Origin of the sequence: Ectopseudomonas khazarica (genome assembly GCF_004521985.1) — a bacterium.
Taxonomy (GTDB): Bacteria; Pseudomonadota; Gammaproteobacteria; order Pseudomonadales; family Pseudomonadaceae; genus Aquipseudomonas; species Aquipseudomonas khazarica.
In genome coordinates this window covers 45,512-71,002 of record NZ_SBHZ01000023.1, presented here as the reverse complement: position 1 = coordinate 71,002, position 25,491 = coordinate 45,512, and the positions used below count along the sequence as shown (strand labels likewise).

Genomic DNA, 25,491 nt, shown 5'->3' with positions numbered 1-25,491 from the left:
CCGTTCGCGGCGTTTTACCATCTCATTCGGTCGCCGAGGCGATCACCATCTATTTGAAGGAGCGCATCTCATGGCTGTTGGTCTTGGCCCGCTGTCTACCCTGCATCCGGTTCCCGGCTTCGAACTGGGCATTGCCTCTGCCGGCATCAAGCGACCGGGGCGCAAGGATGTGGTGGTGATGCGCTGTGCCGAAGGTTCGCGGATCGCCGGGGTCACCACCACCAATGCCTTCTGCGCGGCGCCGGTGCTGCTCACCCGCGAGCGCCTGGGCGGCGAGGTGCGTTACCTGCTGACCAACACCGGCAACGCCAACGCCGGCACCGGTGCCGATGGTCTGGCCCGTGCCCGTCGTGCCTGCGCGCGCCTGGCCGAACTGGCAGGCGTCACGGAGAACGCGGTGCTGCCGTTCTCCACCGGCGTGATCGGCGAGCCGCTGCCGGTGGAGAAGATCGAGTCCGCCCTGCAGGCCGCTCTCGACGATCTCAAGGCGGACAACTGGGAAGCCGCCGCCACCGGCATCATGACCACCGATACCCTGCCCAAGGGGGCCAGCCGCCAGTTTTCCCATGACGGCGTGACAGTGACCGTCACCGGCATCTCCAAGGGCGCCGGCATGATTCGTCCGAACATGGCCACCATGCTCGGCTACATCGCGACCGACGCCCAGGTCGCCCAGGGTGTGCTGCAGGACCTGGTGCGCGATGCGGCGAACAAGTCGTTCAACCGCATCACCATCGACGGCGATACCTCCACCAATGATTGCTGCATGCTGATCGCCACCGGCCAGGCCGCGCTGGCGGAAATCACCGAGGCTTCCGGCGAGCTGTTCAGCAAGCTCAAGCAGGCGGTATTCGAGGTGTTCATGGAAGTGGCCCAGGCCATCGTGCGTGACGGCGAGGGGGCGACCAAGTTCGTCACCGTGCAGGTCAACGGTGGCGGCACGCACCAGGAATGCCTGGACGTGGCCTATGCCGTGGCGCATTCGCCGCTGATCAAGACCGCACTGTTCGCCTCCGACCCGAACTGGGGGCGCATCCTCGCGGCGGTGGGCTATGCCGGCGTGCCGCAACTGGACGTGAGCAAGATCGACGTGTTCCTGGGCGAGGTCTGCATCGCCAGCAAGGGCTGCCGTGCGACCACCTACACCGAAGAGCAGGGCGCGGCGGTGATGGCCCAGGAGGAGATCAGCATCCGTATCGAGCTCGGCCGTGGTGCCTGCAGCGAGACGATCTGGACCACCGACCTGTCTCACGAGTACGTGAAGATCAACGCCGAATATCGCACCTGACAGAGGCAGCGATGAGCGTCAGACCCTAGGCGGCAACCGCCTGGGTGTTTCGTCCCTCGCCCGTCGTTCTCCAGCTATTCCCGCGCCTCATGAGCCCATGACGCGCGGGAATTTGCTATTGGGCGAGCGGGCTCTTAACGTCGGCTGACTTCAACGATGGAATGCTCGGGAGACGCGACATGGCAATGCAACTGGTGATCGGCGACAAGAACTACTCCTCCTGGTCGCTGCGCGCCGCGCTGGCGGTGGATCTGTCGGGTGCGGTTTGCGACGAGGTGCTGGTGCGCCTGTACCAGCCGGACAGCCGTGCGCAACTGCTGCGCCATTCGCCCACCGGCAAGGTGCCGGTGCTGATCACCGAGCAGGGGCCGGTGTGGGACTCCCTGGCGATTGCCGAATACCTGGCCGAAAGCTACCCCGAGGCTCAGCTGTGGCCGGCGGAGCGCCAGGCCCGGGCGTTGGCGCGCAGCGTCTGCGCGGAGATGCACAGTGGTTTCATCGCCCTGCGCAGCCAGCTGCCGATGGACCTTGCACGCGACCAGGCGCTGACCGAGTTGGCGGACGACGCCCAGGCCGATATCGATCGCATCTGCGCGATCTGGGCGGGCTGTCGCGAGCGCTTCGCGGCCAAGGGCAACTACCTGTTCGGCCCGGCCAGCATCGCCGACGCCTTCTATGCGCCGGTCGCCGCGCGTCTGCGCAGTTACCATGTGGCCCTGCCGACAGCGGCGGCGGCCTATGTCGAAACCATCTATCGCTGGCCAGCGTTTCAGCGCTGGTACCAGGCAGCATTGCAGGAGGTAAAGCGGTGAAGCGTGTGCATGTCGCGGCAGCGGTGATTCGGGGCGTCGATGGGCGCATCCTGATCGCCAGGCGCCCCGAGGACAAGCATCAGGGCGGCCTGTGGGAGTTTCCCGGTGGCAAGGTGGAAGCGGGCGAGGCGGTGAGCGTGGGCCTGGCTCGCGAGCTGGAAGAGGAGTTGGCGATCCGCCCGACGGCCAGCCGTCCGCTGATCCAGATTCGCCATGACTATCCGGACAAGCAGGTCCTGCTGGATGTCTGGGAGGTCACGGCGTTCACCGGCGAGCCCCACGGTGCCGAGGGACAGCCGCTGGCCTGGGTCAGCGAGCGGCAGTTGCTGGAGTACGAGTTTCCCGCTGCCAACACGCCGATAGTCGCCGCTGCACGCTTGCCTGACCGCTACCTGATCACCCCGGACGGGCTGCAGTCCGCCGAGCTGCTCGCCGGCGTACGCAAGGCCCTGGACGCCGGCGTACGGCTGATCCAGCTGCGCGCGCCGAACATGTTCGACCCGCAGTACCGCGACCTGGCGGTGGACGTGCAGGGGCTGTGCGCAGGCAAGGCGCAACTGATGCTCAAGGGGCCGCTGGAGTGGCTGGGAGACTTCCCCGCTGCCGGCTGGCACCTGACGGCCGAACAGCTGCGCAAGTATGCGGCAGGTGGGCGGCCTTTCCCGGAGCAGCGCTGGCTGGCTGCATCCTGCCACGCCGCCGAGGAGCTGGCGTTGGCCGCGCAGATGGGGGTGGATTTCGTCACCTTGTCGCCGGTACAGGCCACTGCCACCCACCCCGAGGCACAACCCCTGGGCTGGGACGCCGCCAGCGAGCTGCTCGCGGGCTGCAACCTGCCGGCCTATCTGCTGGGGGGCGTTGGCCCGAGCGACATCGAGCGCGCCTGGCAGGTCGGCGCGCAGGGTGTCGCCGGTATCCGCGCGCTCTGGCCAGACGCCGCCCTGTAAACGCGGTTCAGGGCTTTTCGGCAGCCTGCCAGAGGACCTCGGCGACGCCCTGGCGCCTGGCGATCAGGCGCGCAGCGACGAACAGCAGGTCGGATAGCCGGTTGACGTAGGCCAGGCCGACGGCGCGCAGCGGCTCCACGGCGTTGAGGTGCTGACAGCGGCGTTCGCTGCTGCGGGCGAAGCTGCGGCAGACGTGGGCCTGGGCGATCAGGCGCGAGCCGCCGGGGAGGATGAAGTTCTGCAGTGGGCCGACTTCTTCGTTCCAGCGGTCGATCAGCGCTTCCAGACGCTCCACTTCCTCCTGCTGCAGGGCCTGGTAGTCGGGCATCGCCAGTTCGCCGCCAAGGTCGAACAGGCGATGCTGGCACGGGCGCAGCGCATCGCTGACCTCCCGCAGGCCCGGCCAGGTGGCGCTCGCCTCGTCCAGTTCGGCCAGCAGCAGGCCGAGCTGGCTGTTGCAGCTGTCCAGCTCGCCGATGGCCTCGATGCGCGGATGGTCCTTGCCGACCCGACGGCCATCGGCCAGGCCGGTTTCTCCCTGGTCACCGGTGCGGGTGTAGATCTTGGAGAGGCGGAAACCCATGGTTCAGTGTCCTGTGTTGTCGAGCAGGGTGGCCAGCGGCAGGCGCAGGGTGAAGCAGGTACCCTGGCCCGGCGTGGAATGCACCTCCATCTGCCCCTTGTGGTTGTTGGTGATGATGAAATAGGACACGGCCAGCCCGAGGCCCGTGCCCTGGCCGACTTCCTTGGTGGTGAAGAAGGGCTCGAAGATGCGCTTGCGCACCACCTCGCTCATGCCCGTACCGTTGTCCTCCACCTGCACTTCCGCCCATTGCCCGGTCTGCCGGGTGCGCAGGATGATGCGCCCCGGCTCGCTGTCGTCGTCGCGCTGGTGAATGGCCTGCGCGGCGTTCTTCAGCAGATTGAGCAGCACCTGCTCCAGTTCGTTGGCGGTGCCCGCTATCGGGCCCAGGCCGGCTTCGAAGTGGCGTTCGATCTGCAGGGTCTTGAAGTCGAAGCCGTCGGCCAGGTCGAAGTCGTTGCCGGCGATCTCCAGCGCCTGGTCGATCAGCGCCGGCAGCTCGCAGGGCGACAGCTGACGATCACTGCGCCGGCTGAAACTGAGCATGTGGCTGACGATCTTGGCGGCGCGCTGCCCGGCGTGCTGGATGCCGTCGAGCAGGCGGGGGATTTCCCGCGCATCCATGTAGTGCTGGATGGCCTCCAGGCTGACGCCGGCCTGCTCGGCCCGTTCGATGTTCTTCTCCAGGTCGGCGGACAGGCGCCGGCGGATGTTCTGCACGTTGTGCAGGATGGCGCCGAGCGGGTTGTTGATCTCGTGCGCCATGCCCGCTGCCAGGCCGCCGACGGAGAGCATCTTCTCCGACTGCACCATCATTTCCTCCAGCGCCAGGCGCTGGGTGATGTCGTCGATGCGGATCACCACGCCACGGCCGGCGCTGCCCATCAGCGGATAGAAGGTCAGGGCGTAGTGGCGTGGTTCCTCGTCCTTGTGCCAGGTGACGCGCTCGATCTTTTCCACCTTGTGCTGTTCGGCGGTTCGCTTGAGCTGCGCGAGAAACGGCTTGAGCGGCGGGAAGGCGAGGAATACCGGCTGGTTCAGCGCCTCATCCAGGCGCGTGCCGGACAGCGCGCTGGCCTCCTGATTCCACTGGGTGACGTAGAGCATGTCGTCCAGGGCGATCAGCGCCGAGGGCATGGAGTCGATGATGCTGTTGAGGTAGTTCTGGAAGCCGGTTAGCTTCTTCTCGATCTTGCCGCGCACCTGGACTTCCAGCTCCAGCTTGCGGTTGGAGTGACGGGTTTCCTCGGCCAGGCTCTGCGCCTGGTCGAAGGCTTGCTGGGCATCGTCGCGGGCACGCCTGAGCTGCTGCTCGCGTGCCTCCATGCGCATCAGCATGGTGTTGAAGGCTTCGGCCAGGCTGCCGATCTCGTCGCGGTTGCCGCGGGTGGCGCGCAGGGCGTAGTTCTCTTCGCGGGTCACCTGGCGTGACAGTTCCTCGAGGCGACGGATCGGCTTGGTCACCAGGCGCCTGATCTGCTTGGCCACCAGCAGCCAGAGCAGCACGCTGAAGGCCAGGATCACCAGGCTTGCGGTCAGGGTGCCGGTGTAGAACGCCCCGGGCAGCTCGCTGGAGGCGACCAGGAGCAGTGCGCCAGGGCGCCCGCTGGGGTGTGGCAGGTCCACCAGCAGGTTGGTGCGGAAGGCGGTGTTGCGCCAGTTCTGCAGTTCGCTCAGCTGCTCCGGCAACTGCAGTTTTTCCCCGCGTTGCAGCTGCGCCAGGCTGGTGCCGTTGCTGTCGTAGATCACGGCGGCGCGCAGCGGCGCGTATTCATCCAGGCGCTTGAGCAGCGCCTGGGCGGAGGCGGGCGAGTGCAAGGCCTCCTTGCTCAGCGCCGGGCTGGCTATGAGCCGGGCGAGCGTGTGCAGGGCCTGAGGCGCCATGCTCTCCTGGGTGATCCAGTAGGCGGCGCTGATGAAGGCCAGGTTGGCGACCAGCAGGACCGCCGCGAGCAACACCAGCAGCGCCGCGAGCAGTTTGCGGCCGACCGGCAGGTTGTCGAGGCGTTGGCGCAGTCTCATGGGCGTGTCGTGGTCGCGGATGGAAGCGGCAGGTTAACGCGGCTGCCGGGGCATTGCCACGTCAGGCCGGGGTGAGTGGCGGGTTGCACTCACCTGGCACTCAGTCCAGCGGCAGCCCGCGCTCGCGCAGGTGCCGCAGCAGGCGCTGCTGCAGGTGGCTCAGGTGCGGCAGGTGCAGGGCGTGCCGCTGCGCGGCGGCGCAGGCATGACCCAGCAGGTAGGTGATCTCGGTGCGGCGGCCCTGGGCCACGTCCTGATGCATGGAGGAGTAGTTCGCCGCCGTGGCGCTGATCACCCGTTGCACCTCGGCGTGTAGGTCCTGCGCCGCCGCCGGTTGACCGCAGCACTGCAGCAGCTCGGTCAGTTCCGCGCAGAGCGCAGCCACTTCGGCGGGGTGCTCGCTCAGCCCCCCGTTGCGGCAGTCATGCAGCACGCTCAGCGGGTTGATCGCACAGTTGAGCGCCAGCTTGCGCCACAACCGGGTGAGGATGTCCGGGCTCCATTGGTGGGCGATGCCGGCATGCTGCAGTTCGTCCAGCCAGGTGGGCGGCAGAGGGTCGCGCGGATCGCCCAGCCAGTTGTGGCCATTGCCGGCGAACACGACCTGGAAGTCGGCGGGGCGAAACGCGCCCTCGGTGCTGGATACGAACAGGCAGCGCTGCCGGGGCAGGCGCTGCGCCACGGCATCCTGGCTGCCCAGGCCGTTCTGCAGCAACAGCAGCTCGGCGTCCGCTGCCAGGCGCGAGGCGATGCTCGCCACTGCGGGTTCGGCGTCGTAGGCCTTGCAGGCCAGGAGCAGGCGATGAATTGGCGTGTCGGCCTCTGCCAGCTCGGCGGGAATCGCGTACTGGCTGCGCTGGCCCGCCTCGATCAGGGTCAGGCCGCCTGCAGCGCGATAGGCCGCCAGGCGTTGCGGGCTGCGCAGGATGAGGCGGACCGGCAGGCCGGCGCGGGCCAGGCGCGTGGCCCAGAGACTGCCCAGGCTGCCTGCGCCGAGGATGTGCCAGGTCACGGCAGCGGCAGGCGCACGGCGGCGACCCGACCGCTGGCGTAGGATTCGGCCAGGAGTGTTTCTGCGTGCTGGAGCAGCTGCTCGGGGGTGGTGGGCAGGGCCTTGGCGTCCAGGCCGACCAGGCTGATGCCGGCTTTCAGGGTGATGAAGCCTTCGCTGGTCTTGAAGGCCTTGAGGTTCAGGCCCTCGTGCAGCCGCTTGAAGCTGCTGGGCGAGCATTCGTGGAGGTCTTCGAGCAGGGTGATCAGGCCGAAGTGGTTGTCGTCCAGGCGGGTCAGCACGTCCAGCGGCCTGACCAGCTGCTGCAGGCGTCGCGCCACGCCGTGCAGCAGTTCGTTGAAGAAGCGGTCGCCGTAGCGGCTGCGCAGCTGGCTGGCCTCCTGCAGGCCGATCAGCAGGTAGCACACCGCACCGCCGCGCGACTCGACCTGGCGCAGGCTGTCGGTGAGCTTCTGGCGCAGGTAGCGGGGGTTGCCCAGGCCGGTGAGGGGGTCGATCAGGTTGCGTCGTTCCAGGCTGGCGATGTTCTGCGTCAGCATGCGGTTCTCATGCAGCAGGCGCTGCAGGGTGTTGCACAGGCGGTCCGCAGCGTAGACGCGGGGCACCAGCTGCTCGTTCATCGCGGCCTTGCTGATGAAGTCGTCGACACCCCGGTCGAAGGCCTCGCCCAGGACGTTTTCGCCTTCCTTGCCGGTGAGCAGGATGATGTAGGTGTAGTGATCGGCGGTCTCGTCCAGCTGGCGCACCCGCGCGGTGAGTTCCAGGCCATCGATCTCGGGCATCAGCCAGTCGGCCAGGAGCACGCTGGCCGGGCGTTGTTCGAGCAACTGCAGGGCCTCGGTGGCGCTGCTGGCGAAGCGCACGTCCTGGTAGCCGGCCTGGCTGAGCGCGCGGCCGATCATGGCACTGGAAAACTTGGCATCATCCACCACCAGGATGCTGAGATGGGGGTTTGGCATTGGGGCTGGCTCGTAGGCAGATAGGAAGGACGCCAAGCGGCGTGTATCAGTCTGGTTATAATGGGCGCGTCTTAGTTATCGTCAAGTCAGGCGCGTTCACTCCGTGAAGAGTATCGCGCCGTCCATCAGGAGCCTACTCATGCCTTCGTTCGACGTCGTGTCTGAACTGGACAAACACGAACTGACCAACGCGGTCGACAACGCCACCAAGGAACTCGAACGCCGTTTCGACCTGCGTGGCAAATGCAGCATCGAAAGCAAGGACAAGACCCTCACCATCACGGCCGAGGCCGAGTTCATGCTGGAGCAGGTGCTCGACATCGTGCGCAACAGCCTGATCAAGCGCAAGATCGATTGCCAGTGCATGGAAACCAAGGACCCCTACGCGTCCGGCAAGGTGATGAAGCAGGAAGTGACCTTCCGCGAGGGCATCGACAAGGAGCTGGCGAAGAAGATCGTCGCCCATATTAAGGATGCCAAGCTCAAGGTGCAGGCCGCCATCCAGGGCGAGCAGGTGCGGGTCACCGGCAAGAAGCGCGACGACCTGCAGGAAGCCATCGCCTTGCTGCGTGGTCACGAGTTCGGCATGCCGCTGCAGTACAACAACTTCCGCGATTGAACCTTTTGCGGCCCTCGGGCGTCGCACCCTAGGTTGATAGCACTTTGACCGCCATGGCATGCCATGGCGGTTTCGTTTCATGCACAGGAAACAGGAGCCCTCCATGGAGATGAACGTCGACGAACTGGTCAAGCTGTCAGAGGCCTGGCTGCCAGTCGTGCTGGAGTACAGCGGCAAGCTGACTCTGGCGGTAATTACCCTGCTGATCGGCTGGTGGCTGATCAGCAAGCTCACTGCCAGCATCGGGCGGATTCTCGAGGCGCGTAACGTGGACCGTGCCCTGGGCAGTTTCATCGGCAGCCTGGTGCGCATCGTCCTGCGCATTCTGCTGCTGATCAGCGTGGCTTCGATGGTCGGCGTGGAGACCACCTCGTTCATCGCCATGATCGGTGCCGCCGGCCTGGCCATCGGTCTGGCGCTGCAGGGCAGCCTGGCGAACTTCGCCGGCGGCGTGCTGATCATGCTGTTCCGGCCCTTCCGTGCCGGCGACTGGATCGAGGCGCAGGGCGTTTCCGGGAGCGTCGACAACATCCAGATCTTCCACACCACGCTGAAGACCGCCGACAACAAGGTGGTGATCGTGCCCAATGGCAATCTGTCCAACGGCCACATCACCAACTATTCGCGTGAACCGCGGCGGCGTGCCGACATCAACGTCGGTATCGACTACTCCAGCGATATCAAGCGCGCCCGTGAGGTGCTGCTGGAGATCGCCAAGGACCCGCGCGTACACCTCGATCCTGAGCCCGTCGTATTCGTCACCGGGCTGGGCGACAGCGCGGTGAACCTGTCGCTGCGCGTCTGGGTGGCGACCGGCGATTTCTGGCCGGTGACCTTCTCCTTCACCGAGCTGGCCAAGGAGCGCCTGACCGAGGCCGGGATCGGCATTCCCTTCCCGCAGCGCGTGGTACACCTGGCCAAGGCCGAGTGAGGCAGCCGCCGCAACGAAGAAGCCCCGGCAGGTCCGGGGCTTCTTTTTGCCTGGCTGTCAGGCCTGTTCCGCGTTCGCCGGCGTCGCGGCGACCTGCGGCTGGCGCTTGTCGCGTCGCCACTGGATCAGGATCAGGATCAGCGTCGGTATGCCCATCAGCGCGGTGGCGAAGAAGAACTGCGCATACCCCAGGTGCTCGACCATCACCCCGGAGTAGCCACCGATCAGGCGCGGCAGCAGCAGCATGATGGAGCTGAGCAGGGCGTACTGGGTCGCGGAGAACTTCAGGTTGGTCAGGCTCGACAGGTAGGCGACGAAGGCCGAGGTGGCCAGGCCGGCGCTGAAGTTGTCGCAGCTGATGGTGACGATCAGCATGTTCAGGTGCGGGCCCATGCCGACCAGCATCATGAACAGCAGGTTGGTGGCTGCCGAGGCCGCCGCGCCCATCAGCAGGATCGGCATGATGCCGAAGCGCACGATCAGCAGTCCGCCGGCGCCCGCGCCGAGCAGGGTCATCACCAGGCCGAAGACCTTGCTGACGCTGGCGATCTGTTCCTTGCTGAAACCCTGGTCGATGTAGAAGACGTTGGCCATCACCCCCATCACCGTGTCGGACAGGCGATAGGTGGCGATCAGGCTGAGCAGCAGCAGGGCCTGCCAGCGATAGCGCAGGATGAAGTCGTTGACCGGCGTCAGCACCGGGGCCATGCCGCCCCAGAACAGGCTGGAGATGGAGAGGCCGGTGAGCAGGGTGTAGAGCAGGGCGCGCAGGAAGGCGCGATCGTAGTACAGCAGCTCCTGCAGGCTCATCTGTCCCTGGAACAGCAGAACCAGGTCGCTCTCGTAGTACTGCGTGAGCATCGCCGGCACGGAGATCAGCAGGATGATCAGCAGCAGTACGGACAGCAACTGATGGAAGAAACCGTACTTCGCCGCAGCGGTCTTCAGCACCGGCGCCAGGCCGCCCCAGAACAGCCCCGACGCACAGACGCACGCCAGCGTGCTGTAGAGCATGGCACGGAGGAAGGCGCGGTCGTTGTAGAGCAGCTCCTGCGCACTGACCTCACCCAGCAGCATGGCCACCAGGTCGCTCTGGTAGAACTGGATGAACATCGTCGGTACGGCAATCACCAGCACGATGACCGCCGCGATCGCCAGCAACTGGTGGAAGAAACCGTGCTTGGGCGGAGCCGCGTGGATGTGTGGCGGTGCTGGTGGCTCGCGCATCCAGATGGAGGTCAGCAGGCCGGGGAGCATCAGCAGGCCGAAGACCAGGTAGGTGCCGGTCCAGGCGCCGAAGCGGTAGTTGTCCGCCGTCGAACCGAAGCCCTCGGCGAAGTACAGCGCGCCCGCCGTCGCCAGCAGTGCGGCGACGCGATAGCCGGTCATGTAGGCGGCCGCCAGGGCTGCCTGGTGTTCGTCACCGAGGATCTCCAGGCGATAGGCATCGACGGCGATATCCTGGGTGGCCGAGGCGAAGGCGACCAGCACGGCCAGGGCGATCAGCGACGACAGGTGCGTCTGCGGGTCGAAGTTGGCCATGCCGACCAGGCCAATGGCGACCAGGCCCTGCGCCAGCACCAGCCAGGAACGGCGTCGTCCCAGCTTGCCCAGCAACGGCAGGCGCCACTGGTCGAGCATCGGCGCCCAGACCCACTTGAAGGCATAGGCCAGGCCGATCAGGCTGGCGAAACCGATGGTTTCACGCGCCACACCGGCTTCGCGCAGCCACACCGACAGGGTCGAGAACACCAGCATGTAGGGCAGGCCGGCAGCGAAGCCGAGAAGCAGCAGGGCCAGGGTGGCGGGGTTGGCGTAGGTCGCGAGGGCTTCTCGCCAGGATTTGCGTGGCATCAGGCTCGAGTCTGGGTCGGGGGGGAGGTTGGTAGGGCGCACTCTAACTGCTGCGCTCCATCGGGCGCCAGCCGTGGCGGCGCATATCCACACGTTCGTTCAGGATGCTGATGCCTTCCGCACGCAGGCGCGCGCGCTGCTCGGCGCCCGACGGGCTGCCGGCGGCCAGGCTCAGACGTCCGCCTGCGGCGATCACGCGGTGCCAGGGCAGACGGGTACCTTCGGGCAACTGGCTCAGCGTGCGACCGACCCAGCGCGCTGCGCGGCCCAGGCCGGCCAGCTGAGCCAGTTCGCCGTAGCTGACGACCTTGCCCTGCGGAATCTGCGCCAGCACCAGATACAGTGCCTCGCGACGCGCCTCCGCGCTTGCCGGTGGTGATCCCGGCCATGCAGACTCTGGCGGTTTCGTTTTACCCATGAGATTCGTCCTTATCATGCGCGTACTGCTTGCCTGCTTCCTGATTGCCCTGGCTGCTCCGGCCTGGGCCGACACCGTGTGGTTGAACAATGGCGACCGCCTCAGCGGTGAAGTCATCCTGCTCGACGGCGGCAAGCTGGCGCTCAAGACCCGCTATGCCGGCCAGGTGCTCATCGACTGGAAGGATATCGACACCCTGAGTTCGGACAAGCCCCTATTGGTGCGTCGCAGCGGTTTCGACAACGAACACAGCGAAAGGTTGGCGGCCGCCGGCAGCGGAATGGTCCGGGTACAGGGGGCGCGGGAATACACCCTGCCGCTGGCGCAGATCACCCGCCTGGTGCCGCCACGACCGTTGCTGGAGGACAACGTCTGGGAGGGCAACCTCGATGCCAAGCTGGACATGAAGCGCAACCAGAACGATGTCGATGAATGGAAGCTCAAGGGCAACACCCGCGTGGAGCACGGGCGCTGGCGCCATGTGCTCAGTGGCGAACTGGAGCACGAGACCAAGAACGGCAGGAAGGTCGAGGACAACTGGGAGCTGGAATACGACCTCGACCGCTTCTTCACCCAGCACTGGTTCTGGCGTGGCGGCATCGAGCAGAGCGAGGACGAGTTCGAGGCCATCCAGCGGCAGCGCATCGTCGGCACGGGCCCTGGGTATCGCTTCTGGGACGACGAGCTCGGCCGCTTCGATCTGATCGCCCAGTTCAACCGGGTGCGCCTGGAGTCGGATGTCGACGACCTGGCATTCAATACCAGCTCGCTGGAACTGGACTACAAGCGCCTGCTGTGGGGGACCCGCTTCGAGTTCTACGCCAATGCCGAGTTGCAGGTTCCGCATATCGACGAGATCGACTACGTGCTCGACAGCGAGTTCGGCCTGCGCTACCGCGTCAACCAGTGGGCGCGCCTGTCGCTGCTGTACGAGCTCGATCAGGTGCGTGGCCAGGGCAGGACGGTTGCCGATCGACATTATCTGATCGGTATCGGCGTGGGCTGGTAACGGCGTGCCGCCCAGCGGAACGCCGCCCGGCAGATAAAGCTGAACTCTGGGTATTCCGGTCGGTCAGCTGTTGCTCTGTCGCCGGGCTTGCGGATAATGCCCGGCCTTCGCCCACCAACGCCTTCGCCCAACCTATGTCTCGCTCTACATCGCTGTCCCTGCTTGGCCTGAGCATCGCTCTGTGCAGTTCCGCTTCCTTCGCCGATACCGTCTGGTTGAAGAACGGCGACCGCCTCACCGGCACCATCCGCGTCTTCGACGGCAGCCGGCTGCTGCTGCAGACTGACTACGGCGGTTCCATTCCGCTGGACTGGAAGAAGATCGCCACCCTGGAAAGTGACCACGAGCTGCTGGTCAAGCTCGGCCCGCTCGAGGGGGAACGAGCCAAGTCGCTGCTGGCCGCCGAGCCGGGCAAGGTGACCCTGGCCAACGGCGAGGCGCCGAAGACCGTCGAGCTGGCGCAGATCGAGCAGATCATGAAGCCCAAGCCGCTGGTGGAGGATTTCGTCTGGAAGGGCAACGTCGACCTCGGCCTGGACTACAAGCGTGGCGAGCGCGACTCCGACGACTACGACGTCGACATCAAGACCCAGGCGCGTCACGGACGCTGGCGGCACAACGCGCTGGCCGACTACAACCGTGAGTTGAAGGACGGTGTGGTCAGCACCGACAACTGGAGTGCGGAGTACGCGCTGGACCGCTTCCTCAACGAGAAGCTGTTCTGGCAGGGGCGCTTCGAGTACAAGCGCGACCGCGTCGAGGAGGTCGAGCGTCAGCGCACCATCGGTACGGGCCCGGGTTACCAGTTCTGGGATGACGAGCTGGGTGCCTTCTCCGTCGCCACCCTGGCCAACCGCAGCGACTACCGCTACAGCAATGGTGAGCAGGACCGCTTCTACGCGCTGAGCGTGAAATGGGATTACAACCGCTACCTGGTCGGCAAGACCGTCCAGCTGTTCAGTGTCGGCGAGGTCGGCCGGCCACTCAATGGCGCCGCCGAATACAGCCTGGATGCCGAGGTCGGCCTGCGCTACAAGGTCACCGACTGGGCATCGCTGAACATGAAGGCGGAAAAGGACATCGTCAGCGGCGCCGAAGGCGACCTGGACGAGACCCGCTATACCCTGGGCTTCGGCGTCGGCTGGTAAGACCCGTCGCGAGCCCGCTGCAACGAAAAAGCCCGCGACCTGGTCGCGGGCTTTTCTTTACGGCGGGGTCACGCGTCTTCGAGGTCGCGGTTGCGCCAGCCGGCACCGCCAGGGAGCAGCAGGTTGAGCAGCAGCGCGCTGATGGCGCACAGGGAAATTCCCGACAGGGCGAACTCCTGGCCGCCGATGACCATGCCGCCGATGCCGAAGACCAGGGTCACCGAGACGATGATCAGGTTGCGTGCTTCGGACAGGTCGACCTGATGGCGGATCAGGGTGTTCAGGCCTACCACCGCGATGGAGCCGAACAGCAGGCAGAGGATGCCGCCCATCACCGGCACCGGAATGCTCTGCAGGGCCACGCCGAACTTGCCGATGAAGGCCAGGGCGATGGCGAACACGGCGGCCCAGGTCATGATCTTCGGGTTGTAGCTCTTGGTCAGCATCACCGCGCCGGTCACTTCGGCGTAGGTGGTGTTGGGCGGGCCGCCGAACAGGCCGGCGGCCGAGGTGGCCAGGCCGTCGCCGAGCAGGGTGCGGTGCAGGCCGGGCTTCTTCACGAAGTTCTTGCCGGTGACGTTACCGATCGCCACCACGCCGCCGATGTGCTCGATGGCCGGTGCCAGCGCGACCGGCACCATGTACAGGATGGCGCCCCAGTGCAGCTCCGGCGCGATGAAGTTGGGCATGGCGATCCAGGCGGCCTGGCTCACGGCGCTGCTGTCGATCACGCCGAGCAGGGCGGCAATCGAGCAGCCGACGGCGATGCCGGCGAGAATCGGTACCAGGCGGAAGATGCCACGGCCGAGCACGGCGACCAGCACGGTGGTGATCAGCGCCGGCATCGAGATCAGCATGGCGGTCTGGTACGGCACCAGTTCCACGCTGCCGTCACCGGCCTTGCCCATGGCCATGTTCACCGCGACCGGCGACAGCGCCAGGCCGATGGATATGATCACCGGTGCGATCACCACCGGCGGCAGCAGGCGGTCGATGAAGCTCGGGCCGCGCAGTTTGACCACCACCGACAGTAGGATGTAGACCAGGCCCGCAGCGATGATCCCGCCCATCACGGCCGGCAGGCCGAACTCGCCCTTGGCGGCCAGGATCGGTGCGATGAAGGCGAAGCTGGAGGCGAGGAACACCGGCACCTGGCGTTTGGTCACCAGCTGGAACAGCAGGGTGCCGATGCCGGCGGTGAACAGCGCGACGTTGGGGTCCATGCCGGTGATCAGCGGCATCAGCACCAGCGCGCCGAAAGCCACGAAGAGCATCTGTGCGCCGGAGATGCCCTGGCGCCACAGCGGATCGTTGAATTCCGTCTGCGACATGTCAGGCGTCCTTCTGCTTGGTGCCGAAGATCTTGTCGCCCGCATCGCCCAGGCCCGGGATGATGTAGCCGTGCTCGTTCAGGCACTGGTCGATGGAGGCGGTGAAGATGGTCACATCGGGATGCGCCTTCTCGACCGCTTCGATGCCCTCGGGGGCAGCGACCAGGACCATGGCGCGGATGTCCTTGCAGCCGGCTTTCTTCAGCAGGTCGATGGTGGCGACCATGGAGCCGCCGGTGGCCAGCATCGGGTCGATGATCAGGGCCAGGCGCGAGTCGATCTCCGGTGCGAGCTTCTCCAGGTAGGTGTGCGCCTCGAGCGTCTGCTCGTTGCGCGCCACGCCCACGGCACTGACCTTGGCACCGGGAATCAGGCTGAGCACGCCGTCGAGCATGCCGATGCCGGCGCGCAGGATCGGCACGACGGTGATCTTCTTGCCGGCGATCTTCTCGACCTGCACGGCGCCCGCCCAGCCTTCGATCTCGTAGGCTTCCAGCGGCAGGTCGTTGGTCGCCTCGTAGGTCAGCAGGGCGCCCACTTCCTGGGCCAGCTCACGGAAATTCTTGGTGCTGATATCGGCGCGGCGCATCAGGCCGATCTTGTGACGGATCAGCGGATGGCGGATCTCGCGAGTGGGCATGGGCTGGGATCTCCAACGGGGCTCTGGGAAAAATCGCGTTAGATTAAAGCATTGCTCGTGCCAAGTGGTGGGTGACTTGCGGGTCACGGCACACGGCGTCCTGCATGGGCTACGCTGGTCAGGCGAGACTTGGCAAGCGCTGTCCAGGCCTGTACCTTTGCCCGCTTTTATTTGACGACTCGATCAGCTTTCAGGCTGTTCAGCGCCATTCATCAGCCCGATCAAGAGAGAACGCCATCATGTCCGCCGATCTCGCGCACATCCGCCAAGTCATGGCGGAAGCCGACTGCCTGTTCACCGACGCCCAGGTCGAAGCGGCCATCGACAAGGTCGCCGGTCAGATCAATGCCGAACTGGCCGAGAGCAACCCGGTGGTGTTCTGCGTGATGAACGGCGGGCTGATCTTCTCCGGCAAGCTGCTGCCCAAGCTGAACTTCCCGCTCGAGGCGTCCTACCTGCACGCGACCCGTTACCGCAATGAAACCAGCGGTGGCGAACTGTTCTGGAAGGCCAAGCCGGAAGTCTCGTTCATCGACCGCGACGTGCTGATCATCGACGACATCCTCGACGAGGGGCATACCCTCGGCGCCATCATCGACTTCTGCCACCATGCCGGTGCCCGTGCCGTGCACACGGCCGTGTTGATCGACAAGGAGCATGACCGCAAGGCGCGCCCGGACCTGAAGGCCAACTACGTCGGCCTGCAGTGCATCGACCGCTACATCTTCGGCTACGGCATGGACTACAAGGGTTACTGGCGCAACGCTGCCGGCATCTTCGCGGTCAAGGGCCTGTAAGCCGCTGCCCCGCCTTGGGCGTGTCTAGGCTTCCTGAGGTTTTTCCCCCAACCAGCGCAACGCCTTCGCACGCGCCTGTGCCAGGTCGCGCACGTAGGCCAGTTCGCCTTCGCGGCGCAGCACCCCGGCGCGCCGCAGCTGCAGGCGCACCTGAGCCGTCGCGCCGCTGAGGATCAGCGCCACGTTCTGTTGGCGATAGTCGCGCAGGACGTTGTCCAGTGCGGCCAGGGCTGTCATGTCCAGCAGCGGTACGGCGGTGATGTCGACGATCACGATGCGCACCCCCGGCGTGAAGCGGCGCAGCACGCTCAGCGCCTTTTCCGCCGCACCGAAGAACAGCGGGCCACGGATGGCGTACGCCAGTACGTGCTCGGGCAGGTCCTGCAGGGCCTGGCGCTGCTGACGGTTGAGGCTCGCGGTGTCGGTCAGTTCGCTCATGCGCTTGATGAACAGCCCGGCGGCCAGCAGCAGGCCGACGCCCACGGCCAGCACCATGTCGAACAGCACCGTCAGCACCAGGCAGACGAGCAGCACCAGCACATCGCTGCGCGGCGCGATGCGCAGGGTGTGCAGGACATGCTGCGGCTCGCTCATGTTCCACGCCACCATCAGCAGCAACGCCGCCAGCGCCGCCATCGGCAGGTAGCTGAACAGCGGTGCCAGCAGCAGGATCGCCGCCAGCACCACACCGGCATGCACCAGGGCGGCCAGTGGCGAGAAGGCACCGGCGCGCACGTTGGCAGCGGTGCGGGCGATGGCGGCAGTGGCGGTGATGCCGCCGAAGAAGGGCGCGGCCAGGTTGCCCAGCCCCTGGCCGATCAGTTCGGCATTGGGGTCGTGCTTGCTGCCGGTCATGCCGTCGGCGACCACGGCGCAGAGCAGCGATTCGATGGCGCCCAGCATGGCGATGGCGAATGCCGGGGCCAGTAGCTGGCGGATCAGTTCGAAGGACAGCGTCAGGGGTTGGCCGTCGGCGCCGGGCAGGTTCCAGGGCAGGGCCAGGTCCGGCAGGAACGGCGGGATGCCGGGGTATTCGACGCCATCGAGCTGATAGCTGAAGCGCTCGCCGAGTGTCGCCACGGGCAGCCCGAGCTGTTCCAGGGCGATGGCCAGCAGTGCGCCAAGCGCCAGGGCGACCAGGTGCGCCGGGACCTTCGGCACCAGGCGCGGCCAGATCAGCAGCGTTGCCAGGGCCGCTGCGCCGACCAGGCTGTCGCCCGGTTGCAGGCCGGGCAGGGCCTGCGCCAGCAGCTTCAGCTGTTCCAGCAGGTGATGGGGTGTGCTGGCCAGGTGCAGGCCGAACAGGTCCTTGATCTGCAGGATGGCGATGACGATACCGATGCCGGCGGTAAAGCCCAGTGTCACCGGGTAGGGCACGAACTCGATCAGGCGTCCGGCGCGCAGCAGTCCCAGGGCGATCAGAATGGCTCCGGCGAGCATCGTGCACAGCAGCAGGCCGCCCAGGCCGTACTGCTGGGTGATCGGCAGGAGGATCACCACGAAGGCGGCCGTGGGGCCGCAGATGTTGAAGCGCGAGCCACCGCACAGGGCGATCAGCGGCGCCGCGATCAGGACGGTGTAGAGGCCGTGCTGGGGTGCCACACCCACGGCGATGGCTAGCGCCATGGCCAGGGGAATGGCGATGATGCCGACCGTCAGGCCGGCGCTCAGGTCGCCACGCAGGGCCTTCCACGAATAACCGGCGCGTCGGGTCTGACGCCAGGCGGCGAACAGCGGTAACGATTGACGTGACATGCTGGCTCCAGGGTGGCTTGGCGCATTATAGGAGCCAGGATGCCGTGCGCGGTATGACCTAGGTCGGCTGTTGCGGCAGTCGTGCCGGTGTTAGCGTGTCCGGCTGCGCGTTGAGCGGCGCCCGGCTCGGCGGTACACTGCCGGCCCTCTGTAATGCTGGCGGGAGCAGGCGATGCGTAAAGACAAGAAGCAGGTGATTGGCGAAGAAATCAGCGATGACTCGATCAAGCTGTTCCTTGCGGTGGAGCCGGCGGACGCCACGCCGCCGTCGCTGCACAAGCTGGTCAAGGCCTACCGTGGCCTGCGTGTCGATGACTTCGAGCGCTTCGTGGGCTTCTTCGTGGCCGCCGGCCATGATCTCGCCGCGACGGATGCGCAGGGCAACGACTTCGTTGCGCTGATCCAGGACCAGCGCAATGCCGAGCCTTACATCGAGGTGATCAAGGCCGCGCGCGGCTGAGGACCTTGCAGAAAAATGCCCGCCTCCCTGGGAGCGCGGGCATTTTTTATGGCCTGCGGAGCAGGGATCCGGGGCAATAAAAAACCGGCCACAGGGGCCGGTTTTTCAAGAACCTGTCGCGATCAGGCGGCAGCAGCTTCGCCCAGCGCCTTGATGTGCGCGTTCAGGCGGCTCTTGTGACGAGCGGCTTTGTTCTTGTGGATGATGCCTTTGTCAGCCATGCGGTCGATGACCGGAACGGCTGCGGTGTAAGCGGTCTTGGCAAGCTCGAGATCCTTGGCAGCAATAGCCTTGACCACGTTCTTGATGTAGGTACGGACCATCGAGCGCAGGCTGGCGTTATGGCTACGGCGCTTCTCAGCCTGTTTGGCGCGTTTTTTGGCAGAAGGTGAGTTGGCCACCGTCAAGCTCCTCGAAAACTGGGGGGTTTACACAAATTAAGGCCGCGAATCATGCCGACATGACTATCGGCTGTCAAGTCCGCGGGTGCTTTTCGCCGCTGGCCTGACCAGCGGTGGCTCGCTACACTCGACGCTTTTGCGAGCGGCGGATTGTCCACGTTCGCCGCCGTTCGGAAAAGCCCTGACCTTCATGAATCTGCTCAAATCCCTGGCCGCCGTCAGCTCTCTGACCATGGTTTCCCGCGTGCTGGGCTTCGTGCGTGACACCATCATCGCCCGCACCTTCGGTGCCGGGGTGGCGTCGGACGCCTTCGTCGTGGCCTTCAAGCTGCCCAACCTGCTGCGTCGCATCTTCGCCGAGGGCGCGTTCTCCCAGGCCTTCGTACCCATTCTGGCGGAGTACAAGATGCAGCAGGGCGAGGAGGCCACGCGCACCTTCGTCGCCTATGTCTCCGGCCTGCTGACGCTGGTGCTGGCGCTGGTGACCGCCATCGGTGTACTGGCCGCCCCCTGGATCGTCTGGGCCTCGGCGCCGGGCTTCGCCGAGGATGGCGAGCGCTTCGGGCTGACCGTCGATCTGTTGCGGGTGACCTTTCCTTATATATTGCTGATTTCCCTGTCCTCGCTGGCCGGCGCCATCCTCAATACTTGGAACCGCTTCTCGGTGCCGGCCTTCGTGCCGACCCTGCTCAACGTCAGCATGATCGTCTTCGCGCTGTTTCTGACCCCCTATTTCGACCCGCCGATCATGGCACTCGGCTGGGCGGTGCTGGCTGGCGGCGTGGCGCAACTGGTCTGGCAGCTTCCGCACCTGAAACGGATCGGCATGCTGGTCCTGCCGCGGCTGAATTTCTCCGACCTCGGCGTGTGGCGGGTGCTGAAGCAGATGGGGCCGGCGATCTTCGGCGTCTCGGTGAGCCAGATCTCGCTGATCATCAACACCATCTTCGCCTCGTTCCTGGTGGCCGGCTCGGTGTCCTGGATGTACTACGCCGATCGCCTGATGGAGCTGCCCTCCGGGGTGCTGGGCGTGGCGCTGGGGACCATCCTCCTGCCGGCGCTGTCCAAGACCTACGCCAGTCGCGACCGTGAGGAGTACCGGCGCCTGCTCGATTGGGGCCTGCGCCTGTGCTTCCTGCTGGTGCTGCCCAGTGCGCTCGCGCTGGCGGTGCTGGCCGAGCCGTTGACCGTGTCGCTGTTCCAGTACGGCAAATTCAGCGCCACCGATGCGCTGATGACCCAGCAGGCGCTGATCGCCTATTCCATCGGGCTGCTCGGCATCATCCTGGTGAAGATTCTCGCGCCCGGCTTCTACGCGCAGCAGAACATCAAGACGCCGGTGAAGATCGCCGTGGTGACGCTGCTCTTCACCCAGCTGATGAACCTGGCGCTGGTCGGCCCGCTGGCGCACGCCGGCCTGGCGCTGGCGATCAGCCTGGCAGCCTGCCTCAACGCCGGCCTGCTGTACTGGCAGCTGCGCCGCGCCGACATCTTCCGCCCGTTGCCCGGTTGGGGCCTGTTCCTGCTCAAGCTGGTGCTGGCTGTGGTGGCCATGGTCGCGGTGTTGCTGGGCTTGCTGCAGGTCATGCCGGCCTGGGCCGATGGCGAGATGCCGCTGCGCCTGTTGCGCCTCGCGGGGCTGGTGGTTGCCGGCCTGATCACCTACTTCGGCATGTTGCTGCTGCTGGGATTCCGTCTGCGCGACTTTGCCCGACGGGCGCTTTGACGCCTGTTGTGCATGGCGTGCTGTGCGTATAATCGGCCACTTTGTGAACAAGAAGCGTGCTATGCAGCTGGTTCGAGGTCTTCATAACCTGCAGTCCCAGGCGCGGGGCTGTGTGGTCACCATCGGTAATTTCGACGGCGTTCATCGTGGGCACCAGGCCATTCTGGCGCGCCTGCGCGAGCGTGCCGCGGAGTTGGCCGTGCCCAGTTGCGTGGTGATCTTCGAGCCGCAGCCGCGAGAATTCTTCGGCCCGGATACCGCTCCGGCGCGCCTGACCCGCCTGCGTGACAAACTTGCCCTGCTGGCTGCGGAAGGCGTCGACATGGTGCTGTGCCTGGCCTTCAATCGCCGGCTGCGGGAGTTGTCGGCAGCCGAGTTCGTGCAGCGCGTGCTGGTTGACGGGCTCAAGGTCAGGGACCTGGAGATCGGCGATGATTTCCGCTTCGGTTGCGACCGGGCCGGCGATTTCGAATTTCTCAAGGCGGCTGGCCAGCGTCATGGCTTCAGCGTCGATGCCTCGACCACGGTCGAGGTGCGCGGTGGCCGGGTCAGCAGCACACGCGTGCGCCAGGCGCTGGCCGATGGTGATTTCGAACTGGCCGAAGCCCTGCTGGGGCGGCCGTTTCGCATCGTCGGGCGGGTGCTGCACGGGCAGAAGCTCGGTCGCCAGCTGAATGCCCCCACTGCCAATATCCAGCTCAAGCGGCGCAAGGTGCCGCTGACCGGCGTCTATCTGGTGAGCTGTGACGTCGATGGCGTGATTCAACCAGGCGTCGCCAATATTGGCGTGCGCCCCAGCGTTGCCGGTGACGGCAGCGCCCATCTGGAAGTACACCTTCTGGATTTTGCCGGCGATCTGTATGGCCGGCGCCTCTCGGTGGCTTTCCACCACAAGCTGCGTGATGAGCAGCGTTTCGCCTCGCTGGAGGCTTTGAAGGCGGCAATTGCCGCCGATATTGCAACTGCCCGTGAATATTGGCAGAGCCACCCGCTGATGAAGAGTCCGACATGACCGATTACAAAGCCACGCTGAACCTGCCCGACACCCCCTTCCCGATGAAGGCTGGCCTGCCGCAACGCGAGCCGCAGACCCTGCAGCGCTGGATTGATATTGGCCTGTACGAGAAGCTGCGCAAGGCGGGTGAGGGGCGTCCGAAGTTCATCCTGCACGACGGCCCCCCCTACGCCAACGGTAGCATTCACATCGGCCACGCGCTGAACAAGATCCTCAAGGACATCATCACCCGTTCCAAGACCATGGCCGGCTTCGACGCGCCCTACGTGCCGGGCTGGGACTGCCACGGCCTGCCGATCGAGCACAAGGTCGAGACCACCTTCGGCAAGAACCAGCCGGCCGACCTGACCCGCGAGCGCTGCCGTGCCTATGCCGCCGAACAGGTGGAAGAGCAGAAGGCCGGTTTCGTCCGCCTTGGCGTGCTGGGTGACTGGGACAACCCCTACCTGACCATGAACTTCGCCAATGAGGCCGGCGAGATCCGTGCCCTGGCCGAGATGGTCAAGAACGGTTTCGTGTTCAAGGGCCTCAAGCCGGTCAACTTCTGCTTCGACTGTGGCTCGGCGCTGGCCGAGGCCGAAGTCGAGTACATGGACAAGAAGTCCGAAGCCATCGACGTCGCCTTCCCGGTCGCCGATGCCGACAAGCTGGCCGCCGCCTTCGGTCTGGCCAGCCTGAGCAAGCCGGCCGCCATCGTCATCTGGACCACTACGCCCTGGACCATCCCGGCCAACCAGGCGCTGAACGTGCATCCGGAATTCACCTACGCCCTGGTCGACGTCGGTGACCGCCTGCTGCTGCTGGCCGAAGAGATGGTGGAAAGCTGCCAGCAGCGCTACGACCTGCAGGGCGAGGTGGTGGCCACCGCGCCGGGCGCGGCGCTGGACCTGATCAACTTCCACCACCCGCTGTACGAGCGTCTGTCGCCGGTGTACCTGGCCGACTACGTCGAGCTGGGCGCCGGTACCGGTATCGTTCACTCCGCACCCGCCTACGGCGAGGACGACTTCCGTACCTGCAAGGCGTACGGCATGAGCAACGATGACATCCTCAACCCGGTGCAGAGCAACGGCGTGTACGCCGAGTCGCTGCCGTTCTTCGGCGGCCAGTTCATCTGGAAGGCCAACCCGGCCATCGTCAGCAAGCTCGAAGAAGCCGGTGCGCTGCTCAAGCACGCCACCATCAGCCACAGCTACATGCACTGCTGGCGCCACAAGACGCCGTTGATCTACCGCGCCACCGCGCAGTGGTTCGTCGGCATGGACAGCCAGCCGAAAGAGGGCGGCACCCTGCGTGAGCGCTCGCTGGCGGCCATCGAACAAACCAAATTCGTCCCGGCCTGGGGCCAGGCGCGTCTGCACAGCATGATCGCCGGTCGCCCGGACTGGTGCATCTCGCGTCAGCGCAACTGGGGCGTGCCGATCCCGTTCTTCACCCACAAGGAGAGCGGCGAGCTGCACCCGCGCACCGTCGAACTGATGGAAGAGGTGGCGGGGCGCGTCGAGCAGGAGGGCATCGAAGCCTGGTTCAAGCTCGACGCCGCCGAGCTGCTGGGCGCCGAGGCCGAGCAGTACGACAAGAGCCGCGACACCCTGGACGTGTGGTTCGACTCCGGCACCACCCACTGGCACGTGCTGCGCGGCTCCCACGCCGACCTGGCGCACCGCAGCGGTCCGGTGGCCGACCTCTATCTGGAAGGTTCCGACCAGCACCGCGGCTGGTTCCATTCCTCCCTGCTGACCGGCTGCGCCATCGACGGCCACGCGCCGTACAAGGAGCTGCTGACCCACGGCTTCACCGTCGACGAGCAGGGCCGCAAGCAGTCCAAGTCGCTCGGCAACGTGGTCGCGCCGCAAAAGGTGATCGACAGCATGGGCGCCGACATCCTGCGCCTGTGGGTAGCATCGACCGACTACTCCGGCGAGATGGCCGTTTCCGACCAGATCCTGCAGCGCAGTGCCGATGCCTACCGCCGCATCCGCAACACCGCGCGCTTCATGCTGGCCAACCTCAACGGTTTCGACCCGGCCAGGGACCTGCTGCAACCCGAGCAGATGCTCGACCTCGACCGCTGGGCGGTGGACGCCACCGCGCGCCTGCAGGACGAGCTGACCGAGGCCTACGGCGAGTACCGCTTCTGGAACGTCTACTCCAAGGTGCACAACTTCTGCGTGCAGGAGCTGGGCGGCTTCTACCTGGACATCATCAAGGACCGCCAGTACACCACGGCGGCCGACAGCGTGGCGCGTCGCTCCTGCCAGAGCGCGCTGTTCCACATCTGCGAGGCGCTGGTGCGCTGGGTGGCGCCGATCCTGGCGTTCACCGCCGAGGAAATCTGGCAGTTCCTGCCGGGCGAGCGCGCCGAGTCGGTGATGCTGGCCACCTGGTACGAGAACCTGGCGCGTCTGCCGCAAGGCTTCGAGTTGGATCAGGCCTATTGGCAGCGCGTGATGGACGTCAAGGGCGCGGTCAACAAGGAACTGGAGGCCATGCGTGCGAGCAAGACCATCGGCGCCAGCCTGCAGGCTGAGGTCACCCTGTTCAGCGACGACGCCCTGAGCGGCGATCTGGCCAAGCTCGGTGACGAGCTGCGCTTCGCGCTGATCACCTCCGCTGCCACCACCGCGCCACTGGCGGATGCGCCGGCCGATGCCGTCAGCACCGAGGTGCCGGGCCTGAAGCTGAAGATCGTCAAATCCGCGCATGCCAAGTGCGGTCGCTGCTGGCACCTGCGCGCCGACGTCGGCAGCCACGCCGCGCATCCGGAACTGTGCAGCCGCTGCGTGAGCAACATCGAGGGTGACGGCGAGGTGCGCAAGCATGCCTGAGTCTTCGCGTTTCGGGCACTTGCCCTGGCTGCTGCTGAGCGTGCTGATCCTGGTCGTCGACCGGGTCAGCAAGGACTTCTTCGAAGGCAGCCTGAGCATGTACCAGCGTATTCAGGTCATCCCTGACTACTTCGACTGGACCCTGGCCTACAACACCGGCGCGGCATTCAGCTTCCTGGCGGATGCCGACGGCTGGCAGCGCTGGTTCTTCGCCGCCATCGCCATCGTGGTCAGCGTCGTGCTGGTGGTCTGGGTCAAGCGTCTCAAGCGCCACGAAACCCTACTCGCCGTGGCGCTGGCCATGGTCCTGGGCGGTGCGCTGGGTAACCTGTACGACCGCGTCGTGCTCGGTCATGTGGTCGATTTCATCCTGGTGCACTGGCAGAACCGCTGGTTCTTCCCGGCCTTCAACCTGGCCGACACCTTCATCACCCTCGGCGCCATCCTGCTGGCACTGGATATGTTCAAGAGCGACAAGTCCGCGAAGGAGGCAGCGCAATGAGCGATGTACGCATCGGCCCGGATCGCGAGGTCACCCTGCATTTCGCCCTCAAGCTGGAAAACGGCGATGTGGTCGACAGCACGTTCGACAAGCAGCCGGCCACCTTCAAGGTCGGCGATGGCAACCTGTTGCCGGGCTTCGAGCAGGCGCTGTACGGCTTCAAGGCCGGCGACAAGCGCAGTGTGCAGGTCCAGCCGGAGCAGGGCTTCGGCCAGCCCAACCCGCAGAACGTGCAGGTCATGCCGCGCAGCCAGTTTGAGGGCATGGAGTTGTCCGAGGGCTTGCTGGTGATCTTCAACGACGCCGCCAATACCGAACTGCCGGGTGTGGTCAAAGCCTTCGACGACGCTCAGGTGACCATCGACTTCAACCACCCGCTGGCCGGCAAGGTGCTGCAGTTCGATGTGGAAATCATCGAGGTCAAAGCGCTCTAG

The 25,491-nt window shown here is 65.8% G+C and carries 23 protein-coding genes and 1 pseudogene; 14 read left to right on the top strand and 10 right to left on the bottom strand.

Translation table 11 applies throughout. The annotated features are described in order from the left end of the window. Positions 1-70 precede the first annotated feature (70 nt). The 3 genes from argJ (at position 71) to EPK82_RS22825 (ending at position 3,047) form a co-directional block, all read left to right on the top strand. Positions 71-1,288, top strand: coding sequence for a bifunctional glutamate N-acetyltransferase/amino-acid acetyltransferase ArgJ (gene argJ, locus EPK82_RS22835; protein WP_134678139.1), 1,218 nt, complete (start codon positions 71-73; stop codon positions 1,286-1,288). A gap of 179 nt (positions 1,289-1,467) precedes the next feature. Then, positions 1,468-2,100 (top strand): glutathione S-transferase family protein, encoded by a 633-nt coding sequence (locus EPK82_RS22830; RefSeq protein ID WP_134678138.1) that lies wholly within the window; start codon positions 1,468-1,470, stop codon positions 2,098-2,100. After that, a complete protein-coding gene (locus EPK82_RS22825; RefSeq protein WP_134678137.1) occupies positions 2,097-3,047 on the top strand; it encodes a Nudix family hydrolase in 951 nt (316 codons plus the stop codon). The genes EPK82_RS22830 and EPK82_RS22825 overlap by 4 nt, the downstream gene beginning before the upstream one ends. Before the next feature lie 7 nt (positions 3,048-3,054). Here EPK82_RS22825 and EPK82_RS22820 read toward each other — a convergent pair whose 3' ends face one another. The 4 genes and pseudogenes from EPK82_RS22820 to EPK82_RS22805 form a co-directional block, all read right to left on the bottom strand. Further along, the gene (locus EPK82_RS22820; RefSeq protein ID WP_134678136.1) at positions 3,055-3,630 is read right to left on the bottom strand and encodes a cob(I)yrinic acid a,c-diamide adenosyltransferase; all 576 of its coding nucleotides are present in this window, start codon (positions 3,628-3,630) and stop codon (positions 3,055-3,057) included. Between the two features lie 3 nt (positions 3,631-3,633). Further along, positions 3,634-5,652 carry a HAMP domain-containing sensor histidine kinase gene (locus tag EPK82_RS22815; RefSeq protein ID WP_134678135.1) on the bottom strand — a complete coding sequence of 673 codons (2,019 nt, stop codon included), beginning with the start codon at positions 5,650-5,652 and terminating at the stop codon, positions 3,634-3,636. A 100-nt stretch (positions 5,653-5,752) separates the two neighbouring features. Further along, entirely contained in the window at positions 5,753-6,664 is a 912-nt protein-coding gene (locus EPK82_RS22810) for a putative 2-dehydropantoate 2-reductase (RefSeq protein WP_134678134.1), read from the bottom strand. Next, a pseudogene (locus EPK82_RS22805) lies at positions 6,661-7,626 on the bottom strand (response regulator); the annotation flags it as partial. The pseudogene EPK82_RS22805 and the gene EPK82_RS22810, both read right to left, overlap by 4 nt. Before the next feature lie 136 nt (positions 7,627-7,762). On the opposite strand from EPK82_RS22805, the gene EPK82_RS22800 reads away from it, so the two are divergent. Both EPK82_RS22800 and EPK82_RS22795 read left to right on the top strand, forming a co-directional pair. Then, entirely contained in the window at positions 7,763-8,242 is a 480-nt protein-coding gene (locus tag EPK82_RS22800; RefSeq protein WP_037046692.1) for a YajQ family cyclic di-GMP-binding protein, read from the top strand. Positions 8,243-8,345: 103 nt separating this feature from the next. After that, the gene (locus EPK82_RS22795; protein ID WP_037046694.1) at positions 8,346-9,173 is read left to right on the top strand and encodes a mechanosensitive ion channel family protein; all 828 of its coding nucleotides are present in this window, start codon (positions 8,346-8,348) and stop codon (positions 9,171-9,173) included. 57 nt (positions 9,174-9,230) lie between these two features. Here the strand turns inward: EPK82_RS22795 and EPK82_RS22790 are convergent, their stop codons facing one another. Both EPK82_RS22790 and EPK82_RS22785 read right to left on the bottom strand, forming a co-directional pair. Further along, positions 9,231-11,027 (bottom strand): AmpG family muropeptide MFS transporter, encoded by a 1,797-nt coding sequence (locus EPK82_RS22790; protein WP_134678132.1) that lies wholly within the window; start codon positions 11,025-11,027, stop codon positions 9,231-9,233. A gap of 43 nt (positions 11,028-11,070) precedes the next feature. Then, the gene (locus EPK82_RS22785) at positions 11,071-11,445 is read right to left on the bottom strand and encodes an MGMT family protein (RefSeq protein ID WP_047590291.1); all 375 of its coding nucleotides are present in this window, start codon (positions 11,443-11,445) and stop codon (positions 11,071-11,073) included. Positions 11,446-11,461: 16 nt separating this feature from the next. Here EPK82_RS22785 and EPK82_RS22780 point away from each other — a divergent pair, with 16 nt between their 5' ends. Continuing rightward, positions 11,462-12,454 carry a DUF481 domain-containing protein gene (locus EPK82_RS22780; protein WP_134678147.1) on the top strand — a complete coding sequence of 331 codons (993 nt, stop codon included), beginning with the start codon at positions 11,462-11,464 and terminating at the stop codon, positions 12,452-12,454. A gap of 134 nt (positions 12,455-12,588) precedes the next feature. After that, positions 12,589-13,602 carry a DUF481 domain-containing protein gene (locus EPK82_RS22775; RefSeq protein WP_134678131.1) on the top strand — a complete coding sequence of 338 codons (1,014 nt, stop codon included), beginning with the start codon at positions 12,589-12,591 and terminating at the stop codon, positions 13,600-13,602. 68 nt (positions 13,603-13,670) lie between these two features. Here the strand turns inward: EPK82_RS22775 and EPK82_RS22770 are convergent, their stop codons facing one another. Beyond that, entirely contained in the window at positions 13,671-14,933 is a 1,263-nt protein-coding gene (locus EPK82_RS22770; RefSeq protein WP_037046707.1) for a uracil-xanthine permease family protein, read from the bottom strand. A 1-nt stretch (position 14,934) separates the two neighbouring features. Next, positions 14,935-15,573, bottom strand: coding sequence for a uracil phosphoribosyltransferase (gene upp / locus EPK82_RS22765; RefSeq protein ID WP_037046710.1), 639 nt, complete (start codon positions 15,571-15,573; stop codon positions 14,935-14,937). A 239-nt stretch (positions 15,574-15,812) separates the two neighbouring features. On the opposite strand from upp, the gene EPK82_RS22760 reads away from it, so the two are divergent. After that, the gene (locus tag EPK82_RS22760; protein ID WP_037046713.1) at positions 15,813-16,370 is read left to right on the top strand and encodes a hypoxanthine-guanine phosphoribosyltransferase; all 558 of its coding nucleotides are present in this window, start codon (positions 15,813-15,815) and stop codon (positions 16,368-16,370) included. A 24-nt stretch (positions 16,371-16,394) separates the two neighbouring features. Here the strand turns inward: EPK82_RS22760 and dauA are convergent, their stop codons facing one another. Further along, positions 16,395-18,125 (bottom strand): C4-dicarboxylic acid transporter DauA, encoded by a 1,731-nt coding sequence (dauA, locus tag EPK82_RS22755; protein ID WP_134678130.1) that lies wholly within the window; start codon positions 18,123-18,125, stop codon positions 16,395-16,397. 172 nt (positions 18,126-18,297) lie between these two features. On the opposite strand from dauA, the gene EPK82_RS22750 reads away from it, so the two are divergent. Further along, positions 18,298-18,585, top strand: a complete 288-nt coding sequence (locus tag EPK82_RS22750) for a PA4642 family protein (RefSeq protein WP_037046718.1) — start codon at positions 18,298-18,300, stop codon at positions 18,583-18,585. Positions 18,586-18,707: 122 nt separating this feature from the next. On the opposite strand, the gene rpsT is transcribed toward EPK82_RS22750, so the two are convergent. Continuing rightward, the gene (rpsT, locus tag EPK82_RS22745) at positions 18,708-18,986 is read right to left on the bottom strand and encodes a 30S ribosomal protein S20 (RefSeq protein ID WP_003243036.1); all 279 of its coding nucleotides are present in this window, start codon (positions 18,984-18,986) and stop codon (positions 18,708-18,710) included. A gap of 190 nt (positions 18,987-19,176) precedes the next feature. On the opposite strand from rpsT, the gene murJ reads away from it, so the two are divergent. The 5 genes from murJ (at position 19,177) to EPK82_RS22720 (ending at position 25,491) form a co-directional block, all read left to right on the top strand. Next, positions 19,177-20,712, top strand: a complete 1,536-nt coding sequence (murJ, locus tag EPK82_RS22740; RefSeq protein ID WP_037046721.1) for a murein biosynthesis integral membrane protein MurJ — start codon at positions 19,177-19,179, stop codon at positions 20,710-20,712. Between the two features lie 61 nt (positions 20,713-20,773). After that, positions 20,774-21,724 (top strand): bifunctional riboflavin kinase/FAD synthetase, encoded by a 951-nt coding sequence (gene ribF, locus EPK82_RS22735; protein WP_037046723.1) that lies wholly within the window; start codon positions 20,774-20,776, stop codon positions 21,722-21,724. Then, on the top strand, positions 21,721-24,555 hold the full coding sequence (gene ileS / locus EPK82_RS22730) for an isoleucine--tRNA ligase (RefSeq protein WP_134678129.1): 2,835 nt from the start codon (positions 21,721-21,723) through the stop codon (positions 24,553-24,555). The genes ribF and ileS overlap by 4 nt, the downstream gene beginning before the upstream one ends. Then, positions 24,548-25,057, top strand: coding sequence for a signal peptidase II (gene lspA, locus EPK82_RS22725; protein ID WP_037046727.1), 510 nt, complete (start codon positions 24,548-24,550; stop codon positions 25,055-25,057). The genes ileS and lspA overlap by 8 nt, the downstream gene beginning before the upstream one ends. Next, positions 25,054-25,491, top strand: a complete 438-nt coding sequence (locus EPK82_RS22720; protein WP_134678128.1) for an FKBP-type peptidyl-prolyl cis-trans isomerase — start codon at positions 25,054-25,056, stop codon at positions 25,489-25,491. The genes lspA and EPK82_RS22720 overlap by 4 nt, the downstream gene beginning before the upstream one ends.